Source organism: Niallia nealsonii, from assembly GCF_002835805.1.
GTDB lineage: Bacteria > Bacillota > Bacilli > Bacillales > Cytobacillaceae > Niallia > Niallia nealsonii.
On record NZ_PISE01000011.1, the window covers coordinates 119,256 to 137,667 of the forward strand.

Consider the following 18,412-nt stretch of genomic DNA (forward strand, 5'->3'; position numbering starts at 1 on the left):
TAGTAATAGAGCAACAAAAGCGCTCGTGCTAGGTATTAATTAGAACTAGACTTCACCAGTTCCATCAATTTTTCGGTTGTCTTTTCGGAAACAGTATAAATAGTGTTGGTATCCTCTGCTTTCATCAAGGTGCTCTTTTGCTCTTTTTCCCCAATCCATAAATACAAATTCTCCTTACTTTCCTTATCATAAAATATATCCAAATGAAATTCAGGGGGAGCCATATCGACTATGCCCTCTTCTTTTTTTGCACTTAAAAAGATTGTTTGAAAGGATTTTAAGGATTCTTCATCATCATAACTAATAATATTACTACTATCTGTAGATTTTGATACATTAACCTTTATAAAATTCCTCTCTATGGAAAGTTCTTTAGAATTTTGTGATTCAGCAGATCTATCTTCTTTAGATTGACAACCCCAAAGAATCATAGCCATTAAAATGACTGATAGTATTTTAAACAGTACTGTTCTCAATAGATCAACTCCCAAAGTTTTATTCTCCAATTAGACGATCCAAATCCATTGAATGTTTCTACAACATAGGGATATTGTGGAAAATAACGAATTTTACAGAATATAAAAATTTCTAGCTCCTTTAAAAAGAAATTAGAGCTTCTGTTTTATACTTTATTGTTATTTTTTTATATTAAATTAGTCTCCTACTTGATTAATATGAATGGCAAGCTCATCGTGTTCCTTCCCCTCTAAGACATAGGAGAAAAAGTTATGTAGTTTATCCCATGCTTCATGTACCTGCGCCGCCAAAGCAACTCCCTCATCTGTAAGATAAGTCAAGTGTTTCTATCAGATTGTTTATTATTTAAATAAGAAAAAAGCCGACTACAAAAAGTCGTTTTAGCGACCTTTTGAGTTAGCTTTCATTTAATTACATTTAACTATTATTAAAAAGATTATGCTTTTATCATTCTGTAACGAAATAAATAGTTTTCATTTAAAGAAGCTTATTAAGACGTGTAATCCCCTTCATTGCATCTTTCATAATATTATCAATTAGCGCTTCCACCTTTGGAACATCATTTATCAAACCGATAACTTGTCCAGCCCAAGCAAATCCATTTATTTGATCTCCATCATAAATATATTTAAGATTAGATGTACCACTTACCATATCTTTTAATTCTTCGTAAGTGTCTCCTTGCTTTTCTCTTTTGATAATATTCATGGAATAATCAGATTTCAACACTCTACCTGGAGTGCCAAATGTACGTTTAATAACAACAGTGTCCATTTCTGTTCCTTCTACAAGTGCATTTTTATAAGACTGAATAGCATCTACACATTCTACTGTCGCTATAAAACGAGTTCCCATTTCAATCCCTTCTGCACCAAGTGCTAACGCTGCAAGAAAGCCTCTGCCATCTCCAACCCCACCGCTAGCAATAACAGGAATAGAAATTGATTCAACAACACGAGGGATCAGAACCATAGTGCCGATATCGTCCTTCCCAATATGCCCTCCACCTTCTTGTCCAACAGCTATTACAGCAGATGCACCTAGCTTTTCTGCTTTTTTTGCTTGTCGAACAGTGGATACAAGAACTAGGGATACAATGTTTTCACCCTTAATGCGTTCTAGAATGGGCTCAGGATTGCCTCCTGTAATAGAAATTACCTTCACTCTTTCTTTTATCGCAGTTTCTAAAAGTTCCATATAGGCACCATTATAGGAACCAATAGCAAAATTCACTCCAAAAGGTTTGTCAGTTAAAGCTCTGACTTTTTGAATTTCTTCCCTCAATCTCTGAGGTGTAAATAATGTCATAGCTGTAATTTGGCCAAGTCCCCCAGAATTAGAAACAGCTGCAGCAAGCTCAGCATTACCTAAGTAAGCTAATCCTCCTTGAATAATTGGGTACTTTATATTTAATAAGCTGGTAATACTAGTCTTCATTATAAAACCTTCCTATCATATTATAATTAAGTAAAAAATATAAATTAAAGTTTTATTGAAATCATAACATGTGACTTACCCTTCTTCCAATAAACTGTCACCTTCTCAAAAATCAAGTTTACTAAACTATTATCATGAAACATGGCTATTACTCTATTCAAATCTTACAAAACTATCCTTTAACACCAAATCCACGTAATGCTTGCTGCTACATTCTAAATATTTCTATTAAGAATAAATCCATTCCGAGAAGAACAACACTTTTAGCAACCTCAGGCCTTACTCCCCTTACGATAAAGCGAACGCCAAGCAAACCAAGTACGGCACTAGTTTTAAATAGACAGTCGATTACGGTTTCGTCAAGTTGATTGATGCCTAAAAAATCGCTAATTAAAACACGGCTGTACTTTTTGTTTTATTTTCCTCAAGGACTGATTGTATGTGCCGTACTATCCATGCTCTATACTCCTCAGGTATTCTGCTCCACCTAAGTTTCTTATAATCTGTCTAATTTGGTTGTTTCTGGTATTGGAATAATAAATGATTTTTGAGCTGGTTTCCATGCTAATACAGCTTGTGCAGATATTGCATTCTTACTTTCAGCAACGTTAGCCATTAATTCTAATAACACTTGGTTATGACCAATCACTTCAGGTTTAAATCTCCCCATAAAACTTCTAAAGTCACCTTCTTCATATGTTGAATCTTTTGTATATTTTCCGCTTAAGAAGCCATTTTCTAATGGACTGTAAGCAACAAAAGAAATTGACAAATTGGACATGGCGAGGGCCATGTCCAATTTGATAATCCCAAGCTTCTTCAGCATATAAATGACAAACCCCACTTTAACCAGAGAGTTAACGTGGGGTTTGTTTACAACCTAAAAATATCAAAAGGCAGCTGGTTTACTGTCTATATATTAGACTTCCAATCAAAGATAAAATCATCATCAGTCAATGGCTCTACTTTTGTAGCTTTTACGTAACCATTTCCTTTTACAGAGAAGAAGTCGTGATTCTTGGTGTCTGTTTTCATGCCATTTTCAACAATCGGGTTGATTGGCTCTGACGGATATACAGCCTCATATCCAAGATTCATGCATGCTTTGTTTGCATTGTAGCGGATAAATTTATTCACTTCGTCCACCAGACCAATTTGCTGGTATAAATCCTGTGTATATTCCAGCTCATTTTCATAAAGAGTGTTTAATAAGTCCAGTCTTTCGCGAGCAGCTTTTTCTTGCTCCTCTGTTGTTAGCTTTGCATATAGCTCCTGAGAGATAAGGCCTATATACACGCCATGAATGCTTTCGTCGCGGATGATTAAGTTAATGATCTCTCCTGAAGCGGTTAACTTGCCTTGACCTGCTAAAAACAGCGGATAGAAAAAGCCAGAATAAAATAAGAATGACTCAAGATACACTGAAGCAACTGTTGCCATATAAAGATCATATTTACTTACTTCAGGCTTAAACAGCTTTTGATAGTATTCGGAGATTAGTTTTCCCTTTGATTGCAATTGAGGATGATTGTGCACCCAATCAAATACTTCGTCAATTTCTTCTTCTGTAGCTAATGTCGTAAAAATCGTAGAATATGATTTAGCATGGATTTGCTCCATCATTCCCATAAAGGATAGGACGCCCTTGCGCTGCAGTCCCTCTACATGCATACCGATCAAAGGCATTCCTTCTCCACCTTGCTCTGTATCCAACAACGTCAGGCCGCCCAACACTTTTTTGTAAGTATCTTGCTCTTCCTGTGACAGCTCTCCCCATGTATTTTTATCAGCAGAAAGACTGATCTCTTCTGGCAGCCAGAACTGTCTAGTATTCTGCGTATAAAACATCTGTGTGAAATCATCTTCATGCTGATTCCAGTTAACAGCATACTTTGTCATTTCATTTCCCCCAGTAATTCAAAAAAATAAGGGGGAGTCATTGCTCCCCATGTTCCTTCTCTCATTAAACGGCACATGCAATACATTCGTCAATCGCTAAATTGCGGGTCCGTGTATAGTAAAGTGATTTTAATCCTATTTCATTCGCATAAATATAATAGCGAGCCAATTCTTTTGTGGAAACATCAGAGTTTACATAAAGAATAGTAGATATGCCTTGGTCCACATGCTCTTGTGCGGCTGCAATTAAGTCCATCACCTTAAATTGGTTCATATCAAACGCGGATTTATAGAACCAGAAGTTCGTTTCATCCATATAAGGCATTGGATAATACGTAGTAGAGTTCGCATATGTACGAGACTCAATTTGGTTAACGACTGGCATTACAGATGCTGTCGCATTTTGGATATAGCCAATCGATTGTGTCGGAGCTACAGCCAATCGATACGCATTATACATTCCATATTCTTGCACTAATTCAGCTAATTCTGCCCAGTCCTCGCAATTCGGAATATAAATGCCTTCAAACAATTGCTTTACCTTGTCTGTTTTAGGAGCAAAGCTTACTTGCTTGTATTTCTCAAAGTATGTCCCTTTCGCATACTCCGATTTTTTGAACTCTTTGAACGTTTCTTTTTTTTCTTTTGCGATCATCATGCTCTTTTCAATAGAATAGAAATTCATCATCATGAAGAAAGTCGCCGCAAAGTCTTTTGCTTCATCCGATTCGTAGCTGATTCTATTTTTCGATAAGTATCCATGAAGGTTCATTGCCCCTAGTCCTACTGCATGAAGCTCTTCATTGGCTTTTTTGACAGATGGAGCATTTTGTATGTCCGATATATCAGAAACAGTCGTTAATGCCTCAATACCAACATGTACAGAATCTCTGAATACATCGCCAGGCTGCATGACATTCGGGATGTTCAGTGAGCCTAAGTTGCAGTTAATGTCACGGCGTATAATATCCTCTTGTCCGTAATCCGCAATTTCAGATGTTTCCTGAAGCTGAAAGATTTCTGTCCTAATCTTTAGCTAAGCTCGCTAGGCTTAACCCATGGGGCTGCATCTCTACAATGCAGAGGAGACTATATCACAACCCTCAGCTCAACCTGGTGGGGTTCTCCGCTTTTCGGATACACTGTATCCTACTCTACTCGCTTCTTCACTGAAGTTTTTCATCCAGCTATGCTTTCGATAGTCGTTAGGCTTTTAGTTATCGTATTCGTTCAGAAAGTCTCTTATAGGTAGGAAATTTGTCGTTATCGAGACGGCGGATAGTGGTTGCCGTGGAAGTTCCAATCGCCTTAGCTGCTTCCTTGATGCTAGCATACACCACACCATCTATCTCAACCTTGCATGTTGGATTATTCATTTTCTTCACTATCTGATTTTTGGGAACGGCTCGTTTCCAATCAGGGAAGTTATCTGAATCCAACCGATACGACATTTTGGTGACGCTCATTCCGAGTGCTTTAGCTGCCTCTGTCTGGCTTTTGTACTCTATCCCTTCTATTAGGACAGCGCGATTGTTCGCGGCCTTCACCGAATTAATCATACGTTCTGTTTTGGGCTTTCCGTATTGATGATTCGATGTTCCTGACATTTGACTCTTCCTCATTAAGCGAATCTCTTCTTTTCGAGGATTTGTAGTAAAGATATCTCCACCGATAGAAGTCATCTTAATGTTGTAGTAGTCAGGAGACAGAACGGCGTTTCGCTCGAGAATGTAACGCTCTTCCATCGCATTCAGCTCTTCGTCCGTGTAGGCTTCTTCTAAAATGACTTTTTCGAAATTCTCCTTGCCATATTTTTTCATGGCTCGTGTCAGGTATAATCCTGAACCCAAGTATTTCTTCCAGTCATTCTGGCGAGCGTAAATGCATTTTCCTATATATTTCTTTCCATTCACCTTGTTTATGGTTTCGTAGATGAACCCATAAGGCACTTTCTCTGCCATTTGCACGACCTCCGATCATCCAATATAAGGTAATATAACCATTAAGATGTAGGATTCGCAACTGGAATATTTCGATACGATAACATTTAGCACGGTGATGACCGCTACCCTTTTCTAAGTCGGTAGGGCTTCTCCCGTTTAACGGAGTTATTCGACTGCCATTACTGACAGAAGGTGCTAGTAGTTAACACAGATTCGACATTTTGATTTGTCCAATATCCTTAAGAGCATGTCCTCTGTTTGCATTAGATTTGTTCATGAAGTATGGATAGCCTGATTCCAGCTGGATTTGGGCAATTTTTGTGATCATTTCACGTGCTGACATGGCGACACGCTTTTTCACATTTGGGTTAGCCACAAGCTCTTCATACATGTCATCCATTCTCATGTCATCCAAATGAACACCATATTCCTTAAAGACGCTGAAAGGAGCGAATACATATAGCTCTCTATTTTCTTTCGCCAATTGAAAAAATTTATTTTCCACAATTAATCCAATAGAAAGTGTTTGGATGCGTGACTTCTCGTCCGCATTTATTTTTTTTGTCACTTTACCCAAGGCTTTCGCCAAGGAGTGGACTATATCATCTACTATAATAGTAGCCTTGCACTTGGACGGGCGCTAATCTCCCGCCTACTCTACTTGCTTCCGTCTTATGACGTGCGTTCGATAGTCTCTACACCTTCTTGCCAGAATTGATAATTTGGAAATCTGTCGGATAATACTCGATACTTTATTGTATTACCTGGTACACCGAATGCTTTACCAGCAGCTGCAAAAGAATCATACTGAATGCCCTCAACAACAATCGGTTTCTTTTGCTTTTCTCTGCCTTGATTGACTTGACCCTTTTGAGCTTCACTAATCTTCTTCTTAGTTTCTTCTTTGTGGGTCTTTCCCTTACGAGCTTTAGACATCTTCTCTTTCGTTTCTTCACTGTGCTTTCTACCATCGAATCTCTTAGTAATTGTCGCCCTCATCTTTTCCATATGTTCTGGATTATCATACCAAGGGTTATTCTCTCCCTTGTTTATTTGCGATAAGAACTGTTTTACTTCATCCGTATGGGTTTTACCATACATGTGATTTAGTTCGCCTGGTAGGGCACCTCCACGGGCAACAGGATGACCATTGTAGCAATACTGTTTTCCGTAGTGTTGGTCAAGAAACGTTTGCTCCTTCTCGTGAAGGATGTCTTTATCATTAGGTAATTCGATAATACCCGCAAACTCAAATGATTCTTCCCCATATTTGTTCCACGCTCGTTGTAAGTGAATACTATGGTGTGTACCAGCATTCAATTTATTTCGATGCGTTTTCCATCTCACCTTAAAATCATTTGAACTTCCGACATAAAAATTTCCATTTATTTTATTGGTTATCATATAGATTCCGCAATTCATAATCTTCACCTCTGAGACTAACATAACCATTAGTTTCATCTGCGTCAATTATTTTTCGTCTGCAATAATCTATTCTGACAAGCTTGGCACGGTATTGCCTGCTATCCATTTCTGGACCGTAGGTTCTCTTACGAAGCGTATTCGTGAACTCGTCTGGGATTCCATCTCCAGAGTCATCATTCCTTAGTTAACTTCTACCGTTAGCCGCTTATTAAGCGACACCACTTTTGCATGTGTTCACAAGGTTAGTAACTGGACGCAAAAATTCATCCAAGAATTCTACAACATCCCAATGGAAGATGTTCAAATAAGCAGCTCCTGCGCCTTTTCGCTGGCCCAGTTGGTTTGCATAGGAGAATGTATCCTCCAAAAGCTTCATGACTGGCACAACACCTGATGCGGCGTTATCAATCCCTTTAATCTGCTCATTGCGGGAACGAAGCTTCGAAAGGTTCAGAGCCACACCGCCTCCTATTTTCGATAGCTGGCCAGATGTATTGATATTGTGGAAAATCGAATTCAAGGAATCGTCCATTTCCAATAAGAAACAAGAGACCATCTCACCGCGTCGGCTTCTGCCGGCATTCAAGAAAGTAGGCGTTGCAGGCTGGTAGCGCTGCTCTATCATAGCGATTGCTGTTTTCTTCGCCTTGTTGAAATCTCCTTGTCCCAAGAATAAAGCAACGATGATAATGCGGTCCTCATATGTTTCGAGGTAGTTTTTCTTATCATTCGTTTTTAATGCATAATCCTTATAGAATTTTGAAATGGCCATATAAGATTGGAATTCAAAATGGTAGTCATACACTAGCTTTGTGATTTCCTCTATCTCGGAAATCTTGTATTGGTCCAAAACCTGTGGGTAATAGAAATCTTCTTCTACCATATAAGTAAATTTTTGTGCCACAGAGTCAAAACGAATCAATTTTGGCTTAATTTCCGATTCTAGGAAGTCAGCCACCGCTTCTTTGTCTTTTTCAAGGCGAAAGAAGCCTTTTTCGTTAAGCTGTGTCACTTCGTTGTTTAATTCTATGTGTCTCATAGCTAATATTTCGCACCCTTTCTCTAACTATTTCCACATCTTCGGGCATACCGCTCATCTCAAACTTATGTAAAATCGGTACCCCGTACATATTTGATATTTTATTAGCGCTTAAAGCAAAATTTTGTCCCCAATTTTTATTTCCACTAGCAACTACAGCATAAAGATTGATGTGGTTTGACTTAAGGAAGTCTAAAGTTGTTTGAGGAACTTGTCCCATGCCAGTTGTGTAAGTTAATAATATATAAGGTTCATAGACTTTTAGTCCAGTCTTTAATTCTATCCCTTTATTTTCTGTCAATCCTAATTTATGAAAAAATCGGCGCACATTGCCCGTCTTACTGTCAAACACGATAAGCAAAATTATTCCCTCCTTGAGGATTTAAATGAAAAAAAGGGAGCAAGCAATATTTTATCCTATATCCCCTGTTTTTCACAAGGGCTACTAAATACAGATGTTTTTAGAAAATATATCTCAATATATTGTGTCTAAGAACTATCTAATCGTTTTTTGGCACTAGAGTCAATAGAGTCTCTTTGAATTTTTTTGTCAACAATTATAGCTTAAAAATAATAGATACTTAACAAAGTTTTCTATATATATTTGCCGATGTAAACAAGAAAAGTCTGATGAGGACTGCCCTCATTAGACTTTTCTTTGAGAAAATTTATTCTATTATTTTTATAAAAATAGTTGTTTTGGTTCATATTAGCGTTATAAGTTGTAATATTCTCTTTATTCAATAAACTTGTTAGATAAGTTAAAAATATTAAAACAGAAGCTCAACTGATGGATAAGAAATAAAAAGGCATTTAACAAAATTCCCAAGATAAAAAGCTTGAAAAATCCAGCTTTTTATCTTGGGAAGGCTTCTTTTTTAGACACTCTTATCCTTTCACTAGGAAAATATTTAGTAAAATATTTTTCCACCCTTACATGTATATCTTTGCTGTACCACTTTAATAATTCATGCTCTTGAAATAAATTTGGCATGCCTAATCTTTCTGATCGTTTCCCCATAGAACCATCTCCAATACTTAATGTATCAATCCAAATATGGTCCACGATTCCAGCCAATACTTTTGGAAAATCAGGGGTAAATGGCAACACAGGAGAAATCGAAGCTTGGGTCGATATTCCTGCATCATAAACTTCTTTTAAGGCTTTTAAACGCAATTTAATTCCAGGAGCAAATGGAGAAAACAGTTGTTTTATATCTTCTCTATCTGTTTCAATTGTCATGGATACAAGGACATCACATTTTTCTTTTAATTTTACTAACAAATCAATATCCCTTGTAATAAGTGGACCTCTTGTTTGAATTTGAAGAAAATCAGGGGGATATTCGATCATTTCTTCTAAAATTCCTCGTGTAATGTTGGTTTTACGTTCAATGGGTTGATAGGGGTCTGTTGCGGAGGACATAAAAATATTCACAGGTTTGTTTTTTTTACGAAGCCTCATCATTTCATTTCGGTAATTTTCTGCTGCGTTTGTTTTGATATCCAACCATTCTCCCCATGGAATTTCTTTGAATCGTTGAATCGGCATTTCTCTTACATAACAATACTTGCAAGAAAATGCACAACCGCTATATGGATTCAATGAATGGGTAAATCCGACATCCAAGTACCCTTTTGCTTCCGTAAGAATCTTCTTTGCAAGAATTTCTTTTATCTCAATCCCCATATATGCCTTTCCTTCCTTTAAAGTGAATAGAACGAATTTAAAACCTTCCTTTTCTATTTTTCGAAAAGAATGGTCTCATGCACCTTACATTTTTGTTTCTAGCTTACTTAATAAGGCATTGGTGCCTACTGCTAACCCTGCTGCTAACAAACTTCCCCATAAAATCTTATAAACATTCATTGTTCTAAGTCCATCAAATAAAAGACTACCTAGCCCACCTGCATTAATGGAAGCAGCAATCGTTGCAATTCCTATAGTAGAAACCAAGGAAAGTCGAATGCCTGTAAATATTGATTTCTTAGATAAAGGAAGTTTAATCTTAAAAAGCAATTGCATGCTGCTCATCCCCATTCCCTTTGCCGCTTCCATAATGGCTGGATCGACTTCATTTAGACCAGCCATAAAATTGCGCAACAATAAATATTGATTATAAATGACCAATACAATAATTGCAGTCGATTGACCCAATCCTGTTACTGGAATCAACAAAGCAAAAAGAGCTAAACTCGGTATTGAATAGATAACAGAAAAGATATAAATGAGAGCTTTCGAGACTATTCTTGAATACACAGAAAGTATGGTTAAAATAGAAGCAAGCAGAAGGGAGCTTGCTAGAGTAATCACTACCATTTCAATATGTTCTAATAAGGCATTACCCAATTTATCAGGATAATTCATAGCATAATCTAGCAACCTAATCCCTCCCAAAACCTCTCTTGCTGCCTTGACGATACAATTAATGAAGACACAAATTCATCTGCAGGCTGATTTACAATATTTGCTAGAGTGTCAAATTGACGTACTTTCCCCTCATTCATGATAATTACCTTCGTTCCAAGTTTAAACGCTTCGTTAATATCATGAGTAACAAGCAAAAATGTCTTTTTTAACCCTCCATGAATGCGCAAAAGTTCATTCTGAAGGTTCATTCGATTAATTGCATCAATAGCCCCAAAAGGTTCATCCAATAACATAATCTTTGGATTAATTGCCAATGCTCTTGCAAGTCCGATTCTTTGTTGCTGGCCACCAGATAATTGTGATGGATAACGATTCTTAAAATCATTAGGTTCCAGCCCTACAAGGTGCAGCAATTCTGTTACTCTTTCATCTATTTCCTTTTTACTCCATCTTAGTAATTTTGGTACTGTCGCAATATTCTCTGCAATTGTCATATGGGGAAATAAACCGACTTGTTGAATAACATAACCTATGCGTCTTCTTACCGTAACTGGATCGACCGTGGAAATGTCTTCATCAAATAGCTTAATGGCTCCTTCGTCCGGCTCATATAAACGATTAATCATTTTTAACAAAGTTGTTTTTCCAGAACCTGATGAACCTAAAATGGTAATAAATTCCCCTTCTTTTATGGTAAGGTTAACATCATCCACTACATTAGATTTTCCATTTTTAAATTTTTTGCTTACATGACTAATTTCTATTGCTATTTGAGACATACGCCCTCCTTGCTAATCAACTATTTAATTGATTTATAATACTCTTTTGCTACCTCTTCATATTCTTCTTTATCTACATCTACTTTTGCATTTAGTGCCGTAATCGTTTTAGTATCAAGTGTTGCACTAACCTTATTAATAGCTTCAGCTATCTCTGGATTTTCTTCCAAAACCTCATTGCGGATTACTGGTGCTAAATTATAAGGGGGCCATACTTGCTTATCATCTTCTAATAATGTAAATTCATCTGTATTTACTAATTGTCCTTCTGTTGTATACGCTGGCGCTACATCCGCTTCATTGTTTTTTAAGATTTCGTACTTCAAGCCATTATCATAAACCTTCGAGGATTTCCAATCTAATTTTCCATATACTTTTTCTAATACTGGAATTCCATCTTCCCTTTGATCCACTTCACCTTGTGATGCAAATCTTAGTTCACTAGCATGTTTTTGCAAGTCTGTAATGGTAGTAATCCCCAACTCTTTTGATACATCTGTTCGAATAACCAAACCTGCACCATCATTTGCTTGAGAATAATCAAGCCAAGTCACATTAAACTGCTTATCATATTCTTCTTTGACCGTATCATACACTTTTTGAGGATCAGTAATTAAATCCATTTTTAGAATCGTCAATAGTCCCGTTCCTGTATATTCTGGATATAAATCAATTTCATCGTTAATAAGAGAGGTATGAATGACAGATCCTGCAATATTAGGAACCCTTTCCACCTTATACCCTGCATCTTCAAGAGCCAATGAATATAATTCTCCTACAATCAAATTTTCCGTAAAATCTTTTGTTCCTACACGAATGTTTTTCCCACTACTATTTTCATCCTTATTTCCACAGGCAGCTAAACTTAGTGTCAATGCTAATCCTATAACTCCGACTAAAAATTTTTTCATCCTTATTCCTCCTATGCCCTAACGTATTTATGCTTCAATAGGAATCTATCCATTAAATCAAGACATAATCCAGCTAAAATGGATAAGATGCCAACTGAAATGCCACCGATCAATAGTAAATCCATTCTATTCAAACCTAATCCTGTAAAAATGATGCTTCCTAAACCACCTGCACCTATTTTGGCTGCAAGTGTTGCACTTGCAATAATCTCAATCATTGCTGTCTTAATTCCTGTTAAAATGAGAGGCATAGCCAAAGGCAATTTAACCTTCCAGAACACTTGTTTTTCGGTCATGCCGACTGCATATGCTGTTTCTAGCATAAAATCTGGCACTTCTATTAAACCTGCCATTGTATTCATAAGAATAGACGGAATGGCAAGCAATACAAGGGCAACGATGGCCGAGTTAGCTCCTGCTCCCATGATGGGAATTAATAAAATCAATATAGCTAAACTTGGAATGATCCTTAATACATTAAAAACAGCCATGATTTTCCTGTCGATTTTTTTATACTTTACACAGATATATCCAAATGGAATTCCTATAACAATAGCAATTATCAAAGCAATGAAACTAATCTCTATATGCTCTTTTACAGCAATAAAAAAAGTATCCAGATTGTTCGTAAAGTAATCTGCAATCTGAAGCCAAATATTGTTATTCAAACTAATCTCCTTCCACCTCATTATCTACTAATTGATATAATTTACTGAAAAACATACAAGTAAAAAATATGGACTTTCTATCAGATTGCTAGCCTGCCGCTTTGTTTATAATGTGTTTCGTGAATTATCGATTCACTACAACAATTTTACCGTTCGCACTGTTGCTTTCCATGAAAATGTGCGCCTGACTAATTTCCTCTAAAGGAAACACCTTTGCAATAGGTACTTCCATTTGATAATGGCTGATATGATGAAATAAATCGCTCAGCAATTTTTCTTTAAAATTTTCTCCGCTGTCAAACTGGGTAAAATACGCACCAGAAGGAATATCTCTCATCGGCTCAAAATTGTCCAACACCCATTCTCCCCCTAAAATTCCTGTCATGCACAAAATTCCTTTTTCTGCGAGCATGCTTAGGGAATCTTTTAACGTGACTGTTCCTACCAGTTCCAATATTTTATTGACTCCTTTTGGAAAAATGGTTGGAAGCTGTGCTTTCATATCTCCATCATCCAATAACACAAAATCAGCACCATGTTGTTTTAAAAGTTCCACCTTGTTTTTATTCCGAGTGGTTGAAACAACCGTTGCTCCAACACTTTTAGCAAGCTGCAATGCTGCCAATCCTACAGAACTGGTTCCCCCGCGTATAAGAAGAATATCCTCTTTTTTCAGCATCAGTGTATCAAAAAGTGAACCATAAGCGGTATAATACATCTCCGGAATGGCCGCTAATTCCACCCAATCCATCTCCTGGTTAATCGGATAAACTTGAGTGGAAGGAATAAGAGCATATTCCGCATAGCTGCCATCAAATTCGCGGCCAAGCCCTCCCATCAAAGACACCACTCTTTGTCCTTTTTGAAAAGAACTATCAGAAGGATCGGCAATTTCTCCGACGCATTCTATGCCAATAATTCGGGGGAGCTTCACAGATGGAGAATCACCTTGTCTAGTAAATATCTCCGACCGATTGATGCCAAATGCCTTAATTTTGACTAATACCCAGCCTGGTTTGACTTTAGGGATTGGCACATCCTGTACGATTAATTCCTGTGCCTTACAGGCTTTTTCCAGCACAACTGCCTTCATTTATATTCACTCCTTTTAAAAAATAGTCCTTATTTACTTTTTCTGATTAAGAGAATGATTCTTTTGATGAGCCTGTCTCTTTACCATTTCTCCCTGCTAAACCAATATAAGCTGGATGTAAGTTTCCTATTCAGTTATTTACGGCTCCTATTTAAAAGTTATAGATATTACTAGTCTTCTAGATTTGAAAGACTTTGAAATACTCCTTATAGTCTTCATCACTAAATACATTAAAAATAATTTTTTCAAAATGATGGGAATGGGTATTTAACCAGTCATTCACTGTCCGGACTGCAATATTGGCTGCCTCTGGTTTTGGAAATCCAAACACACCTGTGGAAATGGCACAAAAAGCGATTGTTTTTATTTCAGCTATTTCATTTGCAAGCTCTAAGCAAGAAACATAACAGGAAGCTAATTCCTCCCTTTGTTTTTCCGTTAGTTCCGTTCCTTTTGGAACAATGGGCCCAACTGTATGGAGAACAAATTTTGCTGGCAGATTATAGCCTCTTGTTATTTTTGCTCCACCCGTTTTCTCTAACTCTTCTTGGGTGGACATAATGGTGTTACAGTCTTCCCTTAGCTGTGGACCAGCAGCAGAATGGATAACATTATCAATACAAGCATGTAATGGCTGAAAACACCCAAGCATATATTTATTTGCGGCATTTACAATGGCATCTGCATGCAATTGAGTAATGTCTCCTTGCCACAATATAAATTTATCTGATTGGTTAAAAGGGTTTTCGAGAACTAAATCTGAAACCATTTCAAGTTCTTCCACTTCTACCACACTTTTTTCTTTTAACTCCGTCTGCAAAAGAGAATCTAATTTTTGAAGAAATGTAGAATCAAACGGATTTGGTTCTCTAGTATTTAGAATTGCTTTTAATAGACTTCGTTTGCCCTTATACTCTTGAGGAATTTCCACATCTTTTAGATCTTCATTTTCTTTCAAAAGGCTCTCTATTAATTCTTTTAAATTTTTCTCACTTTGGTTTACATAAAAAAATGATGGCTGGTATGGGTTATTTAAATCAATGAGCGAAGCATATTCCTTTAATGATAATTGCGGCATTTCAACTCTCCTTTACCTCATTAATGCTGTTATAACTCCTTGTATGTCTTCGGTGAATGCAATCGTTTTATCTTGCGTTTCCTTAAATCCTTCTGGATGATCTTTATTGAATCGGATTAAGGTTGCCCTCTCATTGTGGTAAGTCATTCGTTCAAATGGATAACGAATAATGCCAGGTGTATTAAATCCAACGCCTAACTCCATATATACAACCTGCTTTCCTTCTGAATCCTGAAGAAAATTTTTGTATAACTCATCCGATTCATACCACTTTTCATCCTGCACAAAGTATTGGTTTTTTCTAAGGTTAACGTCCATCTCGCCACCACAAATAGGGCATTTTGGAACAAGATTTGAGGGGATTTTGCATTCAACCGTCTTATCGATCATTTCTTTCACAAGGGATTCGTTATAATACAGCTTGTTATGGCAGCCTTTTTCACATTGTAGATAACTGTAATTACCTTGGATTTCAAATACTTTATCTGACGGGAATCCCCCTTTTTCAAACTGACTTTCCACATTTGTTGAGATGACGAAATAATTTTTCTCCTTTACCAGTTGAAATAAATCCATGTAAAGCTTTGTGGCATCTATTTCATATCGATTCAAACTAATGTGTTTGGCCCAATATGCCCATTTTTCCTCTTCTGTTTCAAAGGGATAAAAACTCGATGTATAAAGATCTTTAAACCGATACTTAGCAATAAATTCGCTGAAATGATCGGTAAATCTTTTCCCGCTATACGTTATACCTGCAGCAGCCGATAATCCTGCTCCACCGCCTAATAAAATATATTCAGCTTCTTCCATTGCCTTTTTTGACTTTTCTAAACGTGTTTGATAACTGTCCTTCATACCTGCTCCTCCTTAATTGAACTGGTTTTAACTTGGATGATGCTATTTCCCTGTTGAAAATTGACATTATATAATTGAAATCATAAAATCATGATAAATGCCTTAGTAACTTTTAGGAAGTAGGCACCTTAATGTTGTATAGAAACCTTTTAGTAACTATTGGAGGTCGTTTTATGGATAATAAAAAAGAGTTGCCCCTTTGCCCTGTAGCAACTACCTTAGGATTAATAGGTAATAAGTGGAAAATTTTAATTCTTCGTGAATTATTGAGTGGAACAAAAAGATTTGGTGAATTAAGAAGTGGAATACCAGGCATCAGCCAGAAGGTATTGACACAGAATTTACGGTCAATGGAGGAAGATGGAATCATACAGCGCCTAGTTTACGCCGAGGTTCCACCAAGAGTAGAATATTTTCTTAGCGATTTGGGTAATACACTTAGACCGATTATAGATGTAATGGCAGAATGGGGACTAGGTTATCAAGCAATGGTCAAAAAAAATTTATATGAAACAGAAAAAATGGATGTATAAAAATCAATGTCATGCAGGCAGTAAGTACTTTAAATAGCCTTAGCCCTTTATTCTAAAGGGCTAAGGCTATTTAATTTCTTTTGGAATCGCTTATTATTACACTATCAAATAGAGCGTTTCACTCCTCTCCAAAGTCTGAAACGCTCTATTTTGATAATATTGATTACATGAACTATTTATAAAAATATTCACATACAAACGAAATTAAACAGCCAATCGCCGGCGCAATCCCGACAATCAGCTGTTTAATACAGTGTTTTTCTACTACATCAATAAGAACCGCCACTACCTAATGAAAAGAGTTTTTCTGTACTAGTCCTTTAAACCAAGTTTGGTCGTTGCTAAAGCAATAGCTGATATAGTTTAACAAAAATGTGAACAACAAAAGAATTTTATAAATTTTCTCCATTTGTTGCGATTACGTCTTTAAACCAGAAGAAAGATTTTTTCTTTTTACGTTCTAATGTTCCACTGCCATCATCCTGTTTATCAACATAAATGAAACCATAACGTTTGGACATTTCTCCTGTTGAAGCACTTACTAAATCAATACATCCCCAAGGAGTATAACCCATTAATTCTACTCCATCTTCAATCGCTTCGCCCATTGCTTTAATATGTTCGCGAAGATAATCAATGCGGTAATCGTCGTTAATCGAACCGTCTTCTTCTACTTTATCATAAGCTCCAAGACCGTTTTCCACCACGAATAAAGGTTTTTGGTAGCGATCATATAATTGATTTAAAGAGATTTGAAGACCAGTCGGATCAATTTCCCAGCCCCAATCACTTGCATTTAAAAATACATTTTTAATTCCGCCTAAGATATTTCCTTGACCTACTTCTTCAGGTGTTTTATCCTTCTTCTCTGTACGGGACATATAGTAACTAAAGGCGATATAATCCACTGTATTTTCTTTCAGTAGTTCAAGGTCTCCTTCTTCGATTTCAAGCTTTATTCCATGCTCTCTAAAATATCGATTAATGAAAGCTGGGTACTCGCCGCGTACTTGTACATCACCGCAGAAATAGTTAAATAACTGTTCTTCCTTTAACGCATAAAGAACGTTTTCAGGATTAGAGTCAACAGAATAAGTTGGAAGATAAACAATCATACATCCGATTTGAGCTCCAGGAATAATTTCATGGCAAAGCTGAACCGCTCTTGCACTTGCTACGAATTGATGATGATACGCTTGGAAAGTTGGCTGATACTGATCTTCCTCTTTCTGAATCGCAAACCCAAGTCCTAAAATCGGCATGTGGAGACTGCTGTTGATTTCATTGAATGTCATCCAGTATTTTACTTTATTTTTATACCGATTGAAGAGTGCTGTTGCATATCTTTCAAAGAATGTAACCAATTCACGACTTCTCCAGCCCCCATATTCTTTTGCAAGATGAACCGGCAATTCATAGTGAGAAATGGTGACAACCGGTTCAATTTTGTACTTAAGCAGTTCATCAAATACACGGTCATAGAACGCTAATCCTTCTTCATTTGGAACGAGCTCATCGCCTTTAGGGAAAATTCGTGACCATGAAATTGACATACGAAACGTTTTGAAGCCCATTTCAGCAAAAAGAGCAATATCTTCCTTATAACGGTGATAAAAATCGATTGCTTCATGATTCGGATACGTATATTTTTCTGGATCTAATTCAAAATCAAAACCAGGATCTTTTAATACTTGTAGTCTTACTTTTCCACCTGGTAGAACATCAGGTGTATTTAATCCTTTTCCACCTTCTTGGTATGCACCTTCCAATTGATTAGCTGCAGTAGCTCCGCCCCATAAAAAGCCTTCTGGAAATTTCTTTTCTTCATGTTTCATTATTTTAATCCTCCTCGATGATCTTCTTTTATACTAATTAAAATAACTGATATAGGAGGGAAGAGC

General features: G+C 36.8%; 17 protein-coding genes and 3 pseudogenes. 1 reads left to right on the forward strand and 19 read right to left on the reverse strand.

All coding sequences use genetic code 11. The annotated features are described in order from the left end of the window. Nucleotides 1-35 precede the first annotated feature (35 nt). The 18 genes and pseudogenes from CWS01_RS05325 to CWS01_RS05410 form a co-directional block, all read right to left on the reverse strand. Nucleotides 36-506, reverse strand: a complete 471-nt coding sequence (locus tag CWS01_RS05325) for a hypothetical protein (protein WP_157827560.1) — start codon at nucleotides 504-506, stop codon at nucleotides 36-38. Nucleotides 507-954: 448 nt separating this feature from the next. Beyond that, nucleotides 955-1,914 carry an NAD(P)H-dependent flavin oxidoreductase gene (locus CWS01_RS05330; protein ID WP_101176086.1) on the reverse strand — a complete coding sequence of 320 codons (960 nt, stop codon included), beginning with the start codon at nucleotides 1,912-1,914 and terminating at the stop codon, nucleotides 955-957. 496 nt (nucleotides 1,915-2,410) lie between these two features. Next, on the reverse strand, nucleotides 2,411-2,740 hold the full coding sequence (locus tag CWS01_RS05335) for an aldo/keto reductase (protein ID WP_101176089.1): 330 nt from the start codon (nucleotides 2,738-2,740) through the stop codon (nucleotides 2,411-2,413). Nucleotides 2,741-2,826: 86 nt separating this feature from the next. Beyond that, nucleotides 2,827-3,813, reverse strand: a complete 987-nt coding sequence (nrdF, locus tag CWS01_RS05340) for a class 1b ribonucleoside-diphosphate reductase subunit beta (RefSeq protein WP_101176091.1) — start codon at nucleotides 3,811-3,813, stop codon at nucleotides 2,827-2,829. Nucleotides 3,814-3,877: 64 nt separating this feature from the next. Further along, nucleotides 3,878-4,837 (reverse strand): annotated as a pseudogene (locus CWS01_RS05345) (ribonucleotide-diphosphate reductase subunit alpha); the annotation flags it as partial. A 193-nt stretch (nucleotides 4,838-5,030) separates the two neighbouring features. Further along, the gene (locus CWS01_RS05350) at nucleotides 5,031-5,774 is read right to left on the reverse strand and encodes a hypothetical protein (protein ID WP_101176093.1); all 744 of its coding nucleotides are present in this window, start codon (nucleotides 5,772-5,774) and stop codon (nucleotides 5,031-5,033) included. 187 nt (nucleotides 5,775-5,961) lie between these two features. Beyond that, a pseudogene (locus tag CWS01_RS05355) lies at nucleotides 5,962-6,321 on the reverse strand (ribonucleotide-diphosphate reductase subunit alpha); the annotation flags it as partial. A 107-nt stretch (nucleotides 6,322-6,428) separates the two neighbouring features. Beyond that, nucleotides 6,429-7,178 (reverse strand): NUMOD3 domain-containing DNA-binding protein, encoded by a 750-nt coding sequence (locus tag CWS01_RS05360; RefSeq protein ID WP_101176095.1) that lies wholly within the window; start codon nucleotides 7,176-7,178, stop codon nucleotides 6,429-6,431. A 268-nt stretch (nucleotides 7,179-7,446) separates the two neighbouring features. Beyond that, nucleotides 7,447-8,220: pseudogene (locus CWS01_RS05365) on the reverse strand (ribonucleotide reductase N-terminal alpha domain-containing protein); the annotation flags it as partial. Then, entirely contained in the window at nucleotides 8,180-8,572 is a 393-nt protein-coding gene (gene nrdI, locus CWS01_RS05370; protein ID WP_328588896.1) for a class Ib ribonucleoside-diphosphate reductase assembly flavoprotein NrdI, read from the reverse strand. The gene nrdI and the pseudogene CWS01_RS05365, both read right to left, overlap by 41 nt. 504 nt (nucleotides 8,573-9,076) lie before the next feature. Continuing rightward, nucleotides 9,077-9,910 carry an SPL family radical SAM protein gene (locus CWS01_RS05375; RefSeq protein WP_101176100.1) on the reverse strand — a complete coding sequence of 278 codons (834 nt, stop codon included), beginning with the start codon at nucleotides 9,908-9,910 and terminating at the stop codon, nucleotides 9,077-9,079. 84 nt (nucleotides 9,911-9,994) lie between these two features. Continuing rightward, complete coding sequence (locus CWS01_RS05380) at nucleotides 9,995-10,603, reverse strand: ABC transporter permease (RefSeq protein WP_101176102.1); 609 nt, start codon at nucleotides 10,601-10,603, stop codon at nucleotides 9,995-9,997. Beyond that, the gene (locus tag CWS01_RS05385; RefSeq protein WP_101176105.1) at nucleotides 10,597-11,370 is read right to left on the reverse strand and encodes an ABC transporter ATP-binding protein; all 774 of its coding nucleotides are present in this window, start codon (nucleotides 11,368-11,370) and stop codon (nucleotides 10,597-10,599) included. The genes CWS01_RS05380 and CWS01_RS05385 overlap by 7 nt, the downstream gene beginning before the upstream one ends. Before the next feature lie 20 nt (nucleotides 11,371-11,390). Beyond that, nucleotides 11,391-12,281: a glycine betaine ABC transporter substrate-binding protein gene (locus CWS01_RS05390; RefSeq protein ID WP_101176107.1), complete on the reverse strand. Its 891-nt coding sequence runs from the start codon at nucleotides 12,279-12,281 to the stop codon at nucleotides 11,391-11,393. Between the two features lie 11 nt (nucleotides 12,282-12,292). Next, the gene (locus tag CWS01_RS05395) at nucleotides 12,293-12,949 is read right to left on the reverse strand and encodes an ABC transporter permease (protein ID WP_101176109.1); all 657 of its coding nucleotides are present in this window, start codon (nucleotides 12,947-12,949) and stop codon (nucleotides 12,293-12,295) included. Nucleotides 12,950-13,073: 124 nt separating this feature from the next. Continuing rightward, a complete protein-coding gene (locus CWS01_RS05400) occupies nucleotides 13,074-14,042 on the reverse strand; it encodes a zinc-binding alcohol dehydrogenase family protein (RefSeq protein ID WP_101176111.1) in 969 nt (322 codons plus the stop codon). A 178-nt stretch (nucleotides 14,043-14,220) separates the two neighbouring features. Beyond that, nucleotides 14,221-15,120, reverse strand: coding sequence for a protein-ADP-ribose hydrolase (locus CWS01_RS05405; RefSeq protein ID WP_101176113.1), 900 nt, complete (start codon nucleotides 15,118-15,120; stop codon nucleotides 14,221-14,223). 12 nt (nucleotides 15,121-15,132) lie between these two features. After that, nucleotides 15,133-15,978: a Sir2 family NAD-dependent protein deacetylase gene (locus CWS01_RS05410; RefSeq protein ID WP_101176115.1), complete on the reverse strand. Its 846-nt coding sequence runs from the start codon at nucleotides 15,976-15,978 to the stop codon at nucleotides 15,133-15,135. 173 nt (nucleotides 15,979-16,151) lie between these two features. On the opposite strand from CWS01_RS05410, the gene CWS01_RS05415 reads away from it, so the two are divergent. Next, nucleotides 16,152-16,511 carry a winged helix-turn-helix transcriptional regulator gene (locus CWS01_RS05415; RefSeq protein ID WP_101176118.1) on the forward strand — a complete coding sequence of 120 codons (360 nt, stop codon included), beginning with the start codon at nucleotides 16,152-16,154 and terminating at the stop codon, nucleotides 16,509-16,511. A gap of 392 nt (nucleotides 16,512-16,903) precedes the next feature. On the opposite strand, the gene CWS01_RS05420 is transcribed toward CWS01_RS05415, so the two are convergent. Further along, nucleotides 16,904-18,346, reverse strand: a complete 1,443-nt coding sequence (locus CWS01_RS05420; protein WP_101176120.1) for a glycoside hydrolase family 1 protein — start codon at nucleotides 18,344-18,346, stop codon at nucleotides 16,904-16,906. Between the last annotated feature and the right edge of the window lie 66 nt (nucleotides 18,347-18,412).